We start from the raw sequence: 16018 nt of genomic DNA, 5'->3' as shown, positions 1-16018 counted from the left end.
ATTTAAGCTACCCACCGCAGTTTAGCTGTGAATCTTGTGGCGGGGTAATGCATCCACGTTACTATAAAGGGGTCCATGGATTCGAGTACCGGATTTCGGATGTGCTCGATACCAAAGGACCGCGTTAGCGGTTTTTCTTATCTAAAACCTTAAAAAGAACATAGTCGAGATAATAAGTCTAAATAAAAATAGACTGTCGGGTATTCAATAAATGACAAATATCTGATTATTCAATTAATTTTAAAAATGCTATACTTATAGATAAGGAGATCGAGAGAGGCTGCATATAATGTACCGGGAGGTTGAGTGTATGCAGAAGCTATTATTAGTTATCGCTTGTTGTTCCTTTCTATGGAACTATACCATTCCTCAGCGCTACATGCGTTATGAAAAAGGTCAAGTTTTATGCGGACGCCGTTTTATCAGGCTGGCGCTATTAAAACTCGCTAGCCATGCTGGGTCCACGATTGCCCGGCGCTTGACACTTGCGCTTATATTTTTAACATGGGTGGCCTTATCCAGTTATTTTATTGCCAGCAGTACTGCTTTCCCTACAATAGGGCTCAAAGTGGTTGCAATGCTTGCGGCCACCTTAGGAACAATCGCCTTATGGCAGGATATGGCCGCGGCTTATCGAAATTTTACTGAGTGGTGTTATAATCAGGAAGATAGCTTGATTACGGTTAGTAAAGGATGTTGGGAGATTGTTCTTGCCGGCTTGATTTGTGTAAACATGTTTCTGAGAAATTAATTTTACCATTTTGTCCACTAGTAGAAGGATATTGTGTTTATATGGAGAATATAAAGTGCCATGCTAAATTGAATGCTGCATACAAAAGGGGGATTGGCATGGCACTAATTGTAAAAAAATTTGGCGGAAGCTCAGTAGCTACACCAGAAAAAATTATGGCAGTTGCCAGGCGGGTATTACAAGAAAAGAATCCTGACGATAAAATTGTTGTTGTAGTGTCAGCAATGGGGGATACTACAGATGATTTAGTCAGTTTGGCTGAGGCCATTACTGATAAGACCTATGGCCGGGAAATGGATATGCTCCTAGCAACAGGCGAACAGGTATCAATCGCACTTTTAGCCATGGCGTTTGCCAAACTGGGACATCCGGCAGTGTCCATGACCGGCTTTCAAGCTGGTATTACCACAAATGAAACATTTAACAAGGCGAAGATTACGGGGATTACTCCCGACAGGGTTTGGCAAGAGCTTAACGCCGGTAAGATTGTAGTCGTAGCAGGCTTTCAAGGTCTGACCAAAACCGGTGACATCACCACTTTAGGCCGGGGTGGCTCTGACACTACCGCAGTAGCGGTAGCCGCTGGACTGAAGGCAGACCACTGCGAAATCTATACTGATGTTGACGGTATTTACTCGTCTGACCCCCGGGTTGTTCCCACGGCTAGACGTATGAAAGAGATTACCTATAACGAAATGCTCGAGATGGCCCGGCTGGGCGCTGGCGTCATGCATCCGCGTTCGGTGGAACTGGGTAAACATTATGGCATGCCGATTCATGTCCGCTCTACCTTTACCCGTGAAACTGGTACATTTATCAGGGAGGAATATACGATGGAAGAAAAAGAATTTGTAATTCGTGGCGTAACACATGATACTAATGTTGCAAAAATTGCCGTGTTGGGCGTCCCTGACCGGCCGGGTATTGCGTATAAGATATTCTCCACGTTGGCAGAGGCCAACATCGATGTTGATATGATTGTTCAGAGTGTTCGTGCCATGGACAAACATATTATCGATATGGTGTTTACCATTTCTCAGGGAGATGTTCCTCAGGCCAGGAGCATCTTAGAGAAACTCAATGAAGAAATGGACTTTAGCGGTTTAACGATTGAAGAAAAGGTAGCCAAAGTATCAGTTGTTGGTGCCGGTATGTTGGGGAATCCTGGCATAGCTGCTGCTACCTTCGGCGCGCTGGCAGATGCCGGTATCAATATTGAAGTTATTAGTACCTCTGAAATCAGCATCTCCTGCCTCATCGAGTCAGATAAAGCCAAGGAAGCTGTTAACGCCATTCATAATCGCTTCTTTCCCGCCTAAATCAGTAGTAACAAAAACAAAAGTATAGTTAAGTTTAAACAATGACGGTTCTTGAATTCAAGAACCGTCATTGTTTTATTGGAATATTATTACAATAAATTCCCTTAATATACCAGTGGGGATTTTGTCGAATAAAAAGGAATTATGTCGAAAAAAGAGAATTACATAAATCACAAAGCAGTAAATAATCACTGCTTTAACAAGCTTATTACTGCTCTCAAACGCTAAGAAAAGCGCAAGGCGAGCGTAATAGGCATAACCAGTCAGACCCAAATAGCTGATAGGGTATAGCCAAGTATCTATGAGGAAACGTGGACACTCATGAGGAACAGCCAGATCCCTCCCAGTAAAATAGGTCGGACAGGGTTATGAATAGGTAACCTGCTTCCTGGATTCGTACCAGAAATACACGCCAAAATTACTGAGGAGGAATTACACATGAAAAAGAAACTGATCGCTGCTGCTGTAATGGCTGCCCTGACTGTATCGACTGCTTCCGTACTCGCTGCTGCTCCTACCTTCTCCGGTGACGCTAACATTGAATATCGTAACCAAGATGGTAGCGGAGATTATCTTACTAACCGTATTCGTCTAAACGTAGATTCTCAGATTGATGACAATTTCTATATCCATGGCCGCGTAAGAATGGACAACGACCTGAGAAATGGCAGTGTAGGCAACCAAACCACTTTTGACCAAGCATACATTGGTGCTAAAGCTGGCCAGTTTGATGCAAAAGTTGGTAAGCAATCACTGGCTATCGGTAAAGGTCTGCTGATGGATGACGACAAATTTACTGGTGCACAAGTAGGTATTGCTCTTGACGGGGCAAAGTTGAATGGTTTCTATGGTAAAGACGCCGCTGATGCCAAAACTCACTTTGCTGATCTGAGTAATGCTCTTGGTAATGTTAACGTTGGTGCTGCATTCCTGAAAGAAGCAGACAGCAAATACTATGCACTCAACGCAGATACCAAGCTTACAGATAACGTTGTTTTAAATGTTGAATATGCTAAAAATGATACTTTGAGCAAAGACGGCTACCTTGCTGAAGTTGCTGTAGGCGAAGCTGCTAAAAAAGGTGATTTCAAATATGCGGTATCTTATCGTGATATCGATGCTGGAGCTCTTCCTAACTTCACTACTGACGGCTGGTACAAAGATTCCAAAGGTTTCCGTGTAAAAGGTATCTACAAGGTATCGGACGCTGCTACTTTGACAGCTTATCAGGACCTTGGCGAAAAACAAAATGGCGATGACCACAAGCGTACCAACGTAGAATTCGCTGTAAACTTCTAATATAACCTAATAAATGTTTCTTAAGGCGGCTCACAAGAGCCGCCTTTTTGCATGTTCATGTTTAGACTCAAAGGGACGGTTCTCTTGAGTCTTTAGCGATACAAGTAAATCTTAGGAGATCAATACAAAAATTACAACGTATCTAATATTTAATAACAGGCATTCTATAAACAGGCACCAAAAATAAATTAAACGGAGGTTTTGCGTAATGTCAAGGAGCAAAAAACCAGTGAACCCTTCGGCGCAAAATGGCCTCGATCGTCTGAAAGAAGAAACGGCTGCCGAACTTGGTCTTAAAGATTACAAGAACACCTACAAAGGCGCTTTAACTTCGGCTGACAACGGCCGGGTAGGCGGACAAATGGTTCGCAAAATGATTGAAGCCCAAGAAACCAAATTTAACGGCCAAGGAAATACCCAAACTACTAGTGGCACTATGACTGCCAAATATGACGTTAACCAACAATCATAAAGCAGGCGCAAGCCTGCTTTTTCTATTAAAAAAAGCAAGTATTCATCAAAATTCTAACAGGAAATATAATGGCATAGCCAGAATAAGTATATAATAGCCATATTACTCATCATTTGCAATTTTATAAGTATTACATATGCAGTATTTCTAATAAGGAGGGCATTGCGTGGAAACAGCATTAATAAAAAACTTATCCCGCCATGTCGGCGAGCAAGTGACCGTACAAGGCTGGGTTTACAATCAGCGATCTTCCGGAAAAATAGTTTTTCTTATTATCCGGGATGGCTCTGGCTTGATGCAAGGTGTGGTAGCCAAACAGGAAGTAGGCGACGCGCTGTTTGCCGAGGCAAAAAAACTAACCCAGGAAAGTGCTGTCAAAGTGACAGGCACAGTGCGGGAAGAGCCGCGGTCAGTTGGCGGTTATGAAATGCAGGTAACTGCCCTGGAGATTGTTAGTATTGCCGAAGATTACCCCATTACTCACAAGGAACATGGCGTAGATTTTCTGGCCGAACACCGGCATCTTTGGATTCGTACCCCGCGCCAGGCGGCAGTTTTGCGCATTCGCTCTGAGATTGAACATGCGCTGAGGAACTTTTTTTATGAGCGCGATTTTGTCTTGGCTGACGCACCCATTATTACGCCAGCGGCCTGTGAAGGCACGACCAACTTGTTTGCAATTGACTATCATGGCGAAAAGGGCTATTTATCCCAAAGCGGACAGCTATATAGTGAAGCTAATGCTATGGCTTTGGGGCGTATATACTGTTTTGGACCAACTTTCCGGGCGGAAAAGTCTAAGACCCGCCGCCATCTCCTAGAGTTCTGGATGATTGAAGCCGAAATGGCTTATTATGACATTGATGCTAACATACAGCTTCAAGAAGAAATGATCTACTATGTTATTGGGCGTGTGCTTGCTAAATGCCAAAATGAGCTCAAAACTCTTGACCGGGATGTTGAAAAGCTAAAAGCCATCAAATTGCCGTTCCCACGTATCAGTTACACAGATGCTGTAGATATACTAAAACAAGCTGGCGAGGAATTTACCTGGGGTGAGGATTTTGGTGCGCCGCATGAAACAATTATTTCCAGCCATTTCAATGCGCCGGTATTTGTCCATCGTTATCCAACAGAAATCAAAGCTTTTTACATGAAACCTGACCCAGATAACCCCAAAGTAGTGCTGGGAGCTGACCTTCTGGCACCTGAAGGTTACGGTGAGATTATCGGCGGTGGCCAGCGTATTGACGATCTGGCGCTCCTGGAACAGCGTATTGAGGAGCACAAACTACCGAAAGAAGCATTTGAGTGGTATCTTGATTTACGCCGGTTTGGAACAGTGCCGCATTCCGGTTTTGGTCTAGGCCTTGAACGGACAGTTGCTTGGCTGTGTGGTCTTGAACATATACGCGAGACCATACCCTTCCCGCGCATGTTGCATAAGATGTATCCCTGAGTTGTTGATAAAGAGTACAGATAGCCAACAAATCAGGATAATTAAATATAATAAGTTAATACAGGGGGAGATAACATGACAGTAAGTATTGCCGCAACACATGCAAAAGGAAAATTCGCTACTGATAAAATCTTCGGAGCTGCCGCAGCCGCCAATCTGGCTGTTGGCCAGTACGGCAAAGATAAAGTAGTCAACGCTACAATCGGTGCAATTTTGGATGATAAGGAAACCTTGGTATGCTTGCCCACTGTGGAAAAAGTATTCCGCAACCTTCCAATCAATGAGGTAATTAACTATGCGCCTATCGCTGGTTTACCTGAATTTTTGGAGGCTGCCACGGCGCTGACATTTGGCGATAATCGCCCTGAGGCTTACACGAATGCGGTAGCGACTTCTGGAGGATCAGGGGTACTTCACCATACCATCTGGAATTATTCAGAGATTGGTGACGCTATTTTAACGTCTGACTGGTATTGGGGCCCATACAAAGTATTGTGTGAAGATGCCCTCCGCAAGCTGGATACCTACACTTTGTTTGACGAGAACCAAAACTTCAACATCAAATCATTTGAAACCAAAGTGAATGAATTGCTTGCCAAACAAAGCAGCTTGGTAACTATCATCAATACTCCGGCTCATAACCCTACCGGCTATAGTCTAAGTGACAGCGAATGGGATAACGTATTAGATGTTGTTAAGGCAGCTGCTAAAGACGAGTCTAAACGTCTCGTCATTTTGGTGGATATTGCTTACCTCGATTATGCAGGTGAGAAAAATGAATGCCGTGCTTTTTTGAAAAAATTCAGTAATTTACCTGACAATGTTCTTATCATCCTGGCATTCAGCATGTCCAAAAGCTATACCATGTATGGACAGCGTACCGGTGCAATGATCGGCATTTCCAAAAGCCAGGAAGTCATTAAAGAATTTGCAGACATTAACCAGTTTAGCAGCCGGGCAACCTGGTCTAATATTAACCGCGGCTGTATGCGCCTCCTAGCTACTATTTATAATGATAAGTCCATACTGGCTCAGGTCGAAAAAGAACGCGGCGAGTATTACTCCCTTATCCGCGAACGGTCTGGCATTTTTGTGCGTGAAGCCAAAGCTGCCAACCTTAACATGCTGCCGTATATAGCTGGCTTCTTCCTGACCATTCCAGCTAAGAATCCGGATGCCGTATGCGATAAACTGCACGACGACCACATCTTCGCTGTACCGCTTGGCAAGGGTGTGCGTATTGCCGTATGCGCAGTACCGTCAGCTAAAATTACCGGTATGGCCGGTAAAGTGGCTCAGGCCCTGGCTGCCGTTGAGAAGTAAAATTAATTGAAAAGCGAGATTGCTTCGCTTTGCCTGCAATGACATTAGGGAGATGCCCTGCTGTCATTACAGGCAACAGCGCAGCAATCTTTTTTTTGTTTTTTGTCACCATTCTCACATGAGCTACATAATATACAACGGGAAATTCTACTATGTAATCTAAATGAGGTGAGAGTGTGGCTGACAACCTGGCTATTGCCAATATTCAGGGCGGTCCGCTTGCTCCGGATATTAAGGGAACTGTAACTTTCCGGAGTGTGCAAGGCGGCACAAAAGTAACTGTCGAAGTGTGGGGCTTGCCCCGGTACCAGCCGGCAGCGAATGGGAAGCAGCCGGTCGGTCCCCACGGTTTTCACATTCATGAGGTTGGCACCTGTAAAGTAGGTGATCCGTCTAACCCGTTCATGGCAGCCGGTGGGCATTGGAATCCTGACAACCAGCCCCATGGTAATCATGCCGGCGATCTGCCTGTACTATTTTCCAATCGTGGTTTTGCTTATATGACTTTCTTTACAGATAGATTTACCGTACCGGAAGTTATTGGCAAAGGTGTAATTATCCACGAAAATCCGGATGATTACCGAACGCAGCCGGCAGGTAACGCTGGCCGACGCTTGGCTTGTGGTGCCATTAGAAGGGGCCGCGATATTTAATAAAATATTTACCACTAGTTGAACATTTAGGTGCGGGAAATACTATGCTAAAGGAGGTCGATCACAATGAGCTGCCATCACAACAATATTATTGATGACACCACATTCGAGTTTCCTCGCACCGGTTTTTGGATTGTGCATATTTTGGGGGCCGGTTTTCTCTTATTATTAGGTATGCGGATGGCTGTACGAAGAGCACCGCTGCCGATCATTGCGTATCGTTTGTTTAAATTGTTGCGATAATAAGCTAAGTGGTAAACGGCAACTGTTTGTAACGGAGCAGTTGTCGTTTTTTATTGCGGTTTACTTACTGACAATTTGCGCAGGAAATCAGGGGAATATAGTTGAATTATTTATATATAGTTTAGAGAGAGAGTTTAGCTGATAGTAAGGGGGCCTTCAGGTGTCAGAAAAAATTAATGTAACATTTTCTAATGGCCGCATTGCCGAGTACAACAAGGGTGTAAGTCTGGTAGAAGTTAGCCGGGATGCCGCTCACCGATATACTACACCGGTAGTGGCTGCCAAAGTGAACAATGAAATCAGAGATTTGCAAAGTATCCTGGAACAGGATAGTATGGTAGACTTTCTCGACCTTCGTACAGATGCGGGGATGAAAGTGTATCAGCGAAGTTTGACCTTGGTCATGATTGCTGCTGCTCAGGAGTTATTTCCTGGATGTGAAGTGACAGTTGAGCATTCGCTGAGTAAAGGATTGTACTGTGAGTTACATCATGGCCGCGAGGTAACGCCTGAGGATATCTCCAGACTTGACCGGCAGATGCGTCAAATTATTGTTGAAGACCGTCAGATTGTCCGCACGACTCTGCCCAGAGTAGAGGCAATCGAGCTGTTTAAGGCAGCGGGGCAAAAGGAAAAAGTCAGTTTACTGGAACAGCTTGACCGGGAAAAAGTCAGTATTTACTACTGCGGTCAGGTTTATGACTATTTTTATGGCACGATGACACCATCTACTGCCTATCTCAAGGTATTCGAACTTAAATATTACCCACCAGGAATTATTCTGCGCCTCCCTGAAAAAGAAAATCCGGATCTGCTGCCTAAATTTGTCGAGAACCCCAAATTATTTAAGGTATTTCAAGAAGGTGCTCAGTGGGGAAATATCTTAAGATGTAGTTATGTGCCTACTCTAAACGAATGTAGTAAAAATAATGATATTAAAGATATCATTAGGGTAGCAGAAGCCCTGCATGAGAAAAAAGTGGCCCAGATTGCCGACTTTGTTTCTTCTCATCGCAATGAGGTAAGAGTTATTTTAGTAGCCGGGCCATCGTCATCAGGTAAAACCACGTTTGCTCAACGGCTTCATATTCAGCTTAGGGTGAATGGGGTTTGGCCTGTGCCTGTTTCGTTAGACGATTACTTTGTTGATCGCTGTAGGACACCGCTTGATGAAAATGGAGATTATGACTTTGAAGCCATCGAAGCTATCGACCTGGATTTGTTTAATGCCCACTTGGCCAGGATTTTAGCCGGAGAAGAGGTTGAATTGCCTACTTTTAACTTCAAAACAGGCGAAAGGGAATACCGCGGGCACCGGATTAAGGTGGATAAAGGCCAGCCACTGATTATCGAAGGAATACATGGTCTTAATGAACGTTTAACAACATCTGTTCCCCGTCACTGTAAAATAAAGATATATGTCAGTGCGTTGACACAGCTGTCAATTGATAATCATAACCGGATTCCGACAACAGACGCCCGGCTTATTCGACGCATTGTCCGTGATAGTCAGTTCCGTTCGCATGATGCCCTGATGACACTCAAGATGTGGCCGTCTGTGCGTCGTGGTGAAGAACGCAATATCTTTCCGTTCCAGGAAGAAGCTGATGTGATGTTTAACTCAGCGCTCATTTACGAGCTGGCAGTACTTAAAAAATATGCTGAACCGCTCCTAAAAAAGGTGACACGGGAAAATCCCGAGTATTCCGAAGCTCGGCGACTGCTCAATTTCCTGGAATATTTCAGTCTGGTAGAAGACGATGAAATTCCAAACAATTCGATACTCCGCGAGTTTATCGGTAAATCTTGTTTTGAAAAAAGTTAATCCGATGACTAACCCGCTCTAAGACTCCCATCTTCTACAAGTGGGAGTTCTAGAGCGGGTTCCCTGGAAGTTGGGCGACTAACCTTCAGATGGGGTTAAAACCCCACCTGAAGGTTAGTCTACTTTATAAATAATAGCAATACCCCTGCTTCTTACAGCAGGGGTATTTTCGTAGAAAAACTATTTAGGATCAAGCTTGCGTGCCAGAATAGCCGCCATTTTGCTTGTACCTGTCATGGTTGGCATGCCGTGATAATGACCAAGTTTGGCCAAAATGGAATATACCTGCGGATTTTCAACTGGCGTATGAGCATGAGCGGCATTGCCGTAGTCATTCACATGCCCTGTGCCCAGTTCAGGTGAAATCAGTCGTCCTGGGCCGCCTACACAACCGCCCTTACAGGCCATACCTTCGATAAAGTTAGCCTCAAGCTTCCCTGCTCTAATATCTTCTAATAGCTTAGTGCAGTCGGGTATCCCGTCAACTTTGACAGGCTTGAATTTCTCGGCACGGCGGGGAATCAGCTTTTCGAGAGTCGTGCCGACAGCCGCGCTGACACCGCCAGTCCGCCCATAAAGACGGCCGCCCCAAGAGGCCACCGGGTTTTCTTCGTCCGGCTCATCGGCCGGGTTGACTTCAGCCGCCTCAAAGATTGTCTGAAGCTCCTGAAAGGTCAGAACAAAATCAATAGCACCTTTCAGATCAGGCAGTTGAGCCTCAGATTTTTTTGCGACACACGGGCCAATGAATATTACCTTGGCGTCCGGTTCAAGTTCTTTGATTACCCGGCCAGAGGCAACCATGGGGGATACAGAAGGCGAAATATGACCCATTAAGTCAGGAAATTTATTTTCAATTAACTTAATCCAAATGGGGCAGCAGCAGCTCGTAATCAAAAAGTCATGCTCGTCTTGGACGTGCTCATCATATTCAAAGGCCTCTTTAACTGTAACAAGGTCGGCGTACAAAGCCGTTTCCACCATTTCGTTAAAGCCTAATTTTAACAATGCACTGCGCAGTTTGCCTGCGGTTACTTCAGGACCAAATTGGCCAGCAAAGGCAGGTGCAACGGATGCATACACTTTGTGGGTGTTTTGGCGGAGTAGATTGATAAGTGGAACAAACTGGGATTTGTCGGCCAAAGCACCAAACTCACAGGCACTAATGCAATAGCCGTCATTGGCACATTTGTTTCTGTCAATGGATGGGCGCCCAAGCTCATCGCGAGTGATAGCGCCGAGCGGACAAGCTTTTTCGCAAGCTGCCCCCTTGCAATCTTGACAGGCTTCCGGGTTAGCAATAACAACAGGCTCGCTGCCCATGCCCATTAGAGCCTCTTCGTCATACTCATTAATAACTTCTTCGGAATTATTAGGCTCAAGCCCCATGGCAATGCGAATCTGATTGGCAACAAGCCGGCGGGTCGCCTTATCTTCAAATTCCTGCTGCAATAAGCGGCATATCTCTTCTTTGCGTTCGAATAGATGCCCTTCCCAAGCTGCCTTTGCCACCTGGTACAGGATACGTGGTCTAATATTGAGATCTGGGGGAGTAATCTTTGCCATATTTATCACCTATCCAATTATGATATTTCACTATCATTATTTTGACGTTTTTTGTAGAAATTCCTGTTGTAGTTTGTGTAAATTTTTGATATTGTAGTAGAGTTATATGAAATCCAATAAAAAATTTCTTCTAGACATGCTGTTAGTAATGCAATGCTTCAGTGTTTGGCGCTTGATTTTTCCGCTTATACTAACAGCATGTCTGTAAATTTTATTGGAGCGATATAGTATTTAATAAAAATGATAGGAGTTTATATGAGTCAGAAACCTACTTTGAAACAAGATCTTAATTTGCTGGCTGCTACGGCGCTGGTCGTCGGTATGGTAATCGGTTCGGGTATTTTCATGAAACCCGGTAAAGTTATTGCTGCTGCCGGGGATTCGACTATGGCGCTTATCGCCTGGGGATTAGGTGGTATTATTACAATTGCTGCTGGGCTTACTGTAGCCGAACTTGGGGCGCAGATTCCGAGAACTGGCGGTCTGTATGCTTATCTAGACGAAGTCTATGGCAAGATGTGGGGATATCTGTTTGGCTGGGTCCAGACCTTAATTTACGGTCCGGCGACAACCGGTGCGCTCGGTCTTTATTTTGCCTCATTACTACTGCCTTTTTTTAGTTTACCGGAAACCTGGAAACTACCTGTGGCAATTTTGACAGTTGCTTTTTTAGGTGGGGTTAATGCGCTTGGTACAAAATACGGCGGTTTTATTCAGTCGGTGTCGACAGCGGCCAAGCTTGTGCCGATTGTGCTTATTGCGATGTTTGGTCTATGGAAAGGAAACGGCCAGATTCTGAGTATGCCAAGTGGCGTGGCAGAAACTGCTGGTATGGGTGCAGCCATTTTGGCTACTCTGTGGGCGTATGACGGCTGGATAAATGTCAGTTTTGTCGCCGGTGAAATGAAGAATCCGGCAAGAGAATTGCCACGCTCGATTATTGTTGGTTTAGGTATTGTCATTGTTGCTTATCTTTCGGTCAATATGGCCCTACTTCATTTGTTGCCTGCTTCTGAGATTGCCCTTTTGGGAAATCGTGCCGCTGGTACGGCAGCCGGGTTGTTGTTTGGTGAAATGGGTGGCAGGCTTATCAGCGTCGGCATATTAATTTCGATTTTTGGAGCGCTTAACGGTTATATCTTAACAGGAGCCCGGGTACCTTACGCTATGGCACAGAATGGCCTTTTGCCCGGATCAAAAATATTAGGAAAGGTTCACAGACAGTCGGGCGCGCCAGCCAATGCTCTAATTCTGGGGGTCATCCTGGCGACAGCCCTGATGACGCTCGGTGATCCTGATCGTTTAACCGATATGGCCATGTTTATTATCTGGATATTTTATATCTTAGCATTTGTCGCCGTGTTTATTTTGCGTAAACGCAACCCTGATGCGAAACGCCCCTATAGTGTTCCAGGCTATCCGGTAGTACCTGCTATCGCTATCTTAGGTTCAGTGTATATTGCCTTTAGTATGCTGACAAATAATCCCGGGGATGCTATGTATGCACTCTTTATCACACTTGCCGGTATTCCGGTGTATATGCTTCTGAAAAGAAATAGATAAAGTGGACTTAGCCGCTTTTAACTCCGACTTGTACCCAAAGGACACAGGTAGAAGCTGGGAGTCTTACAGCGGCTTGGTCATCGGATAAAGTCCAAACAGGTGTAAAAGAGGTAATCTTCTTTTACACCTGTTTGTTTGTTTGATTAAAATGCAGGCTGTGTGAACAAACTAACCGTGAAGGTTAGTGACGAGGTGTTAAGCCATGGAGAAGGTTTGTCCGCTGTGTAATGCAATGCAGGCGATTGATAAAAAATGTTCTTATTGCGGTCACCAAATGATTGACGGCGGTTCACTTAATAATTACCTTGGCCCATACAGTCCATATGTGGAAACTGGGTCACTGCCGTTTCAGTCTGAGGGACACTGTGTCCATCTTTTATATTGTCCGGTGTGTGATTATGATACCCGGGTGGCGCTGGCGCTTGTGACAATTTAAATGGCATAAAAGCTTTCTTATAGACAAATAATAAAGTGAGACTTAGCTTCAGGTGGGGTTTTAACCCCATCTGAAGTTTAGTCGACCTTATCCAGGGACTTAGCCGCTCTTAACTCCCACTTGTAGAAGATGGGAGTCTTAGAGCGGCTTGGTCATCGGATAAAAAAAACAAAGGAGTGAACAACTATGTCCAATCCAATGGTTAAGTGTAGTGTTGATCAATGTACCCACTATATGCCTGGTGATCAGTGTATGGCCGCAAAAATAAGCGTTTATAATGATGAAATGAAAGCGACTTCAGCTACGTCGCAGGATACCCAGTGTAAAGCCTTCCATCACCGTAAAACAATGGGCGACATGATTGGCGCTTTTCACAATGCCAATATCGGCGGCACTATGTCAGCCGCCTTTATGGAAGGCACACAAATCACTCCGGCGGTAGAATGCTTTGTTAATAAATGCAAGTTTTGGGACAACGGCAACTACTGCAATGCTGAGAACATTCATGTAGCTGGCCCTAACGCCTCTAAAACTGTTGATACTGATTGTGAAACTTTCGAATCTGCAAAATAATCTAAATAGGTGAAAAATACGCCGCTAACATCGACGCAGGATGTTAGCGGCGTATTTGCCTTTGCTAGTGCTGGCTATGGCAACCGCACTTACAGTGATCATCATGGTCAACAACCTTGACACAATCAAGCTGGGCTTTAACCTGGGCTTTCATATGATCAATATAACGGCGGCGCAGATCTGCCTGCTCAGAGCGTTCACTGTCAGTAAGACCGGTATCACGGCTCTTTTTAGCTAATTCATTGATTCTGGCAATGACTTCAGGGGTTATCATTAGAGAGTACCTCACTTTTTAAATAATAGATTGTTATAGAAAAATACTAGCAAATTATTGACAAATGTGCAAGCAAGGCTGAAAATAACAATTACAGGAAAACTATGTCGATTTTTTTGATGGGAAAGGTGAGCGAATATGAAGAAGTGGCGTTGCAATGTATGCGGTTATATACATGAAGGAGACAAACCCCCGGCAGAATGCCCGATTTGCGGTGTTGGGCCTGAAGATTTTGCTATAGAGAAAGAATCGGCTAGCGAGCGGCCGGTGACAGCAAAACGCTGGAAGTGCACCGTGTGTGATTATGTTCATGAGGGAGACATGCCCCCGGACAAATGCCCATTATGTGGTGTAGGGGCTGAATTATTTGTGCTGTTGCTGGACGAGGCTGTGCAGTTAACTAGAGAAGCAGTGGTTGAGGCAGGCCAGGACACCGCTCATTCGGCACTTGATAAAATAAGCTACGGCTTGTATATAGTTAGTTCCATTAAGGATAATAATATCAACGGGCAGTGCTGTAATACGGTCTTTCAAGTGACTAGCAAGCCCTTGCGTATATCGATTTGTCTTAATAAAAACAATCTTACACATGAATATGTCATGGCTAGCGGTGTATTTGCCGTGTCTATGCTGGGAAGTGAACAAACAGACGCTGTCCGGCGGTTTGGTTACAAATCTGGTCGGGATACCGATAAGTTTGCGGGAGTAGACTATATTTTGGGGAAAAACGGCTGTCCCATTCTCACAAATTGCCTTGCCTATGTGGAAGCTAAGGTAATGCCGGAAAAAACGGTAGACATAGGAAGTCATACTTTATTTATCGCAGATGTTACTGCCGGAAGAATGGTAGCAAATGCCGAGGCACTGACATATAGTTTATACAGGAGTAAACGTTAAAAGGGTGATGGCTTTTGTATGAGCTGATCATTATTGGCGGAGGGCCGGCTGGGATGACGGCTGCCGTGTACGCGGCACGTAAGCAAATGAATGCACTGATGCTGATGAAAGAGTTTGGCGGACAACCGATGTGGACGATGGACATTGAGAATTATATGGGTTATCAGTTTGTCACTGGACCTGAGCTTATGGAGAAGTTTGATGAGCAGGTAAGAAAGTTTCCCATTGAAATAAAATTTGAGGAAGTCACCGGTCTTGCTGTCAATCCTGATGGAAGCTTTACTGTAACCAGTGATGGGGGCGAATATCAGGCTGAAAGCGTTATTGTTGCCTCAGGCAAGCGGCCGCGCCGTCTTGAAGTGCCGGGTGAGACTGAGTTCACCGGACGGGGTGTCAGTTATTGTGCTACTTGTGATGGCCCGCTGTTTGCGGGTAAGACAGTAGCCGTGATTGGTGGCGGCAACTCAGCTCTACAGGCAGCTATCGAGGTCAGTAAGGTCGCTGAGAAGGTGTACCTTATATCATTATTGAACAATTATCAGGCTGACCCCATCGTTATCGAGAAACTTAAGGAACTAGAGCAGCCTGTTATCGAGTTTGTAGGATATACGACTAAAGCGGTTAAAGGATCTCAGGCGGTTGAAAAGCTGGTCATTGTCAAGGTCGGTGAAAGTAATGAAATCGAGCTTGATGTGCAGGGCGTATTTGTCGAAATCGGGTTAATGCCTAACTCTGAATATTGTGAAGGGCTACTTAACTTTAACGAGTATCGGGAAGTCATTACTGATTGTCGCACTCGCACCAATATTCCGGGTTTGTTTGCTGCCGGTGATGTAAACAACGGGCCTGATAAGCAAATTGTTATTGCAGCCGGCGATGGTGCCAAAGCTGCTTTGGTAGCCTATGAATACCTGCTGCATAAGCTAAGAACAAAAGGGTAGAATGTAAGAATATATGTACAAACTGACACCTGTCATGTGCGGCAGGTGTTTTTTCTTTACATTTACTTGGCTTTTCCGGAAAAATGAGTATAATATTATCATACCATCAAGGCTATAATACAATATTTATGGAGTGTGAGAATATGAAAACGGTCATAACAATTGTCGGGCAGGACAGGGTAGGCATTATTGCCATGGTCAGCAACATTTTGGCGGAAAACAATGTTAATATTCTTAATATCAATCAGAACATACTTGAGGGCTTCTTTAATATGGTGATGCTGGTCGATATGACTCAGTCCATTATCAGTCTGAAAGACCTGGGCCAATTGCTCGGAGGAAAAGGCGCTGCTATGGGCCTCGAGATTAAAGTGCAGCATGAAGATATATTTCGCAGCATGCACCGTATATAGGTAGGGGGACA

17 protein-coding genes are annotated in these 16018 nt (G+C 44.6%); 15 read left to right on the top strand and 2 right to left on the bottom strand.

Annotated elements, in window-relative coordinates:
* Window positions 1–310 precede the first annotated feature (310 nt).
* The 9 genes from VN447_RS07970 (at window position 311) to VN447_RS07930 (ending at window position 9344) form a co-directional block, all read left to right on the top strand.
* The gene (locus VN447_RS07970) at window positions 311–751 is read left to right on the top strand and encodes a hypothetical protein (protein ID WP_325524521.1); all 441 of its coding nucleotides are present in this window, start codon (window positions 311–313) and stop codon (window positions 749–751) included.
* A 98-nt stretch (window positions 752–849) separates the two neighbouring features.
* The gene (locus VN447_RS07965) at window positions 850–2070 is read left to right on the top strand and encodes an aspartate kinase (RefSeq protein WP_325524520.1); all 1221 of its coding nucleotides are present in this window, start codon (window positions 850–852) and stop codon (window positions 2068–2070) included.
* Window positions 2071–2508: 438 nt separating this feature from the next.
* Window positions 2509–3369, top strand: a complete 861-nt coding sequence (locus VN447_RS07960; RefSeq protein WP_325524518.1) for a hypothetical protein — start codon at window positions 2509–2511, stop codon at window positions 3367–3369.
* Between the two features lie 208 nt (window positions 3370–3577).
* A complete protein-coding gene (locus VN447_RS07955) occupies window positions 3578–3841 on the top strand; it encodes an alpha/beta-type small acid-soluble spore protein (protein WP_325524516.1) in 264 nt (87 codons plus the stop codon).
* A 166-nt stretch (window positions 3842–4007) separates the two neighbouring features.
* Window positions 4008–5300: an asparagine--tRNA ligase gene (gene asnS / locus VN447_RS07950; protein ID WP_325524514.1), complete on the top strand. Its 1293-nt coding sequence runs from the start codon at window positions 4008–4010 to the stop codon at window positions 5298–5300.
* 75 nt (window positions 5301–5375) lie between these two features.
* Window positions 5376–6623: a pyridoxal phosphate-dependent aminotransferase gene (locus VN447_RS07945; RefSeq protein ID WP_325524512.1), complete on the top strand. Its 1248-nt coding sequence runs from the start codon at window positions 5376–5378 to the stop codon at window positions 6621–6623.
* Window positions 6624–6799: 176 nt separating this feature from the next.
* Complete coding sequence (locus tag VN447_RS07940) at window positions 6800–7276, top strand: superoxide dismutase family protein (protein WP_325524510.1); 477 nt, start codon at window positions 6800–6802, stop codon at window positions 7274–7276.
* A 66-nt stretch (window positions 7277–7342) separates the two neighbouring features.
* Window positions 7343–7519 (top strand): hypothetical protein, encoded by a 177-nt coding sequence (locus tag VN447_RS07935; RefSeq protein WP_325524508.1) that lies wholly within the window; start codon window positions 7343–7345, stop codon window positions 7517–7519.
* 160 nt (window positions 7520–7679) lie between these two features.
* Entirely contained in the window at window positions 7680–9344 is a 1665-nt protein-coding gene (locus VN447_RS07930) for a nucleoside kinase (RefSeq protein WP_325524507.1), read from the top strand.
* A 180-nt stretch (window positions 9345–9524) separates the two neighbouring features.
* Here the strand turns inward: VN447_RS07930 and VN447_RS07925 are convergent, their stop codons facing one another.
* On the bottom strand, window positions 9525–10910 hold the full coding sequence (locus VN447_RS07925) for a [Fe-Fe] hydrogenase large subunit C-terminal domain-containing protein (RefSeq protein WP_325524506.1): 1386 nt from the start codon (window positions 10908–10910) through the stop codon (window positions 9525–9527).
* A 255-nt stretch (window positions 10911–11165) separates the two neighbouring features.
* Between VN447_RS07925 and VN447_RS07920 the strand changes: the two genes are divergently transcribed.
* From VN447_RS07920 to VN447_RS07910, 3 genes are all read left to right on the top strand, one after another.
* On the top strand, window positions 11166–12473 hold the full coding sequence (locus tag VN447_RS07920; protein WP_325524504.1) for an APC family permease: 1308 nt from the start codon (window positions 11166–11168) through the stop codon (window positions 12471–12473).
* 202 nt (window positions 12474–12675) lie between these two features.
* Window positions 12676–12909: a hypothetical protein gene (locus VN447_RS07915; protein WP_325524503.1), complete on the top strand. Its 234-nt coding sequence runs from the start codon at window positions 12676–12678 to the stop codon at window positions 12907–12909.
* 186 nt (window positions 12910–13095) lie between these two features.
* Window positions 13096–13482 carry a DUF1540 domain-containing protein gene (locus VN447_RS07910; protein ID WP_325524501.1) on the top strand — a complete coding sequence of 129 codons (387 nt, stop codon included), beginning with the start codon at window positions 13096–13098 and terminating at the stop codon, window positions 13480–13482.
* 64 nt (window positions 13483–13546) lie between these two features.
* Here VN447_RS07910 and VN447_RS07905 read toward each other — a convergent pair whose 3' ends face one another.
* Window positions 13547–13756: a DUF896 domain-containing protein gene (locus VN447_RS07905; protein ID WP_325524500.1), complete on the bottom strand. Its 210-nt coding sequence runs from the start codon at window positions 13754–13756 to the stop codon at window positions 13547–13549.
* A 138-nt stretch (window positions 13757–13894) separates the two neighbouring features.
* Here VN447_RS07905 and VN447_RS07900 point away from each other — a divergent pair, with 138 nt between their 5' ends.
* The 3 genes from VN447_RS07900 (at window position 13895) to VN447_RS07890 (ending at window position 16007) form a co-directional block, all read left to right on the top strand.
* The gene (locus VN447_RS07900; protein ID WP_325524498.1) at window positions 13895–14653 is read left to right on the top strand and encodes a flavin reductase; all 759 of its coding nucleotides are present in this window, start codon (window positions 13895–13897) and stop codon (window positions 14651–14653) included.
* A gap of 14 nt (window positions 14654–14667) precedes the next feature.
* Window positions 14668–15594: an NAD(P)/FAD-dependent oxidoreductase gene (locus VN447_RS07895; protein WP_325524496.1), complete on the top strand. Its 927-nt coding sequence runs from the start codon at window positions 14668–14670 to the stop codon at window positions 15592–15594.
* 143 nt (window positions 15595–15737) lie between these two features.
* Window positions 15738–16007: an ACT domain-containing protein gene (locus VN447_RS07890; protein ID WP_325524494.1), complete on the top strand. Its 270-nt coding sequence runs from the start codon at window positions 15738–15740 to the stop codon at window positions 16005–16007.
* Window positions 16008–16018 lie beyond the last annotated feature (11 nt).

Origin of the sequence: Sporomusa sp. (assembly GCF_035561155.1) — a bacterium.
GTDB lineage: Bacteria > Bacillota > Negativicutes > Sporomusales > Sporomusaceae > Sporomusa.
Note: the sequence above shows the minus strand (reverse complement) of the source record. Positions and strands in the feature narration are given on the sequence as shown.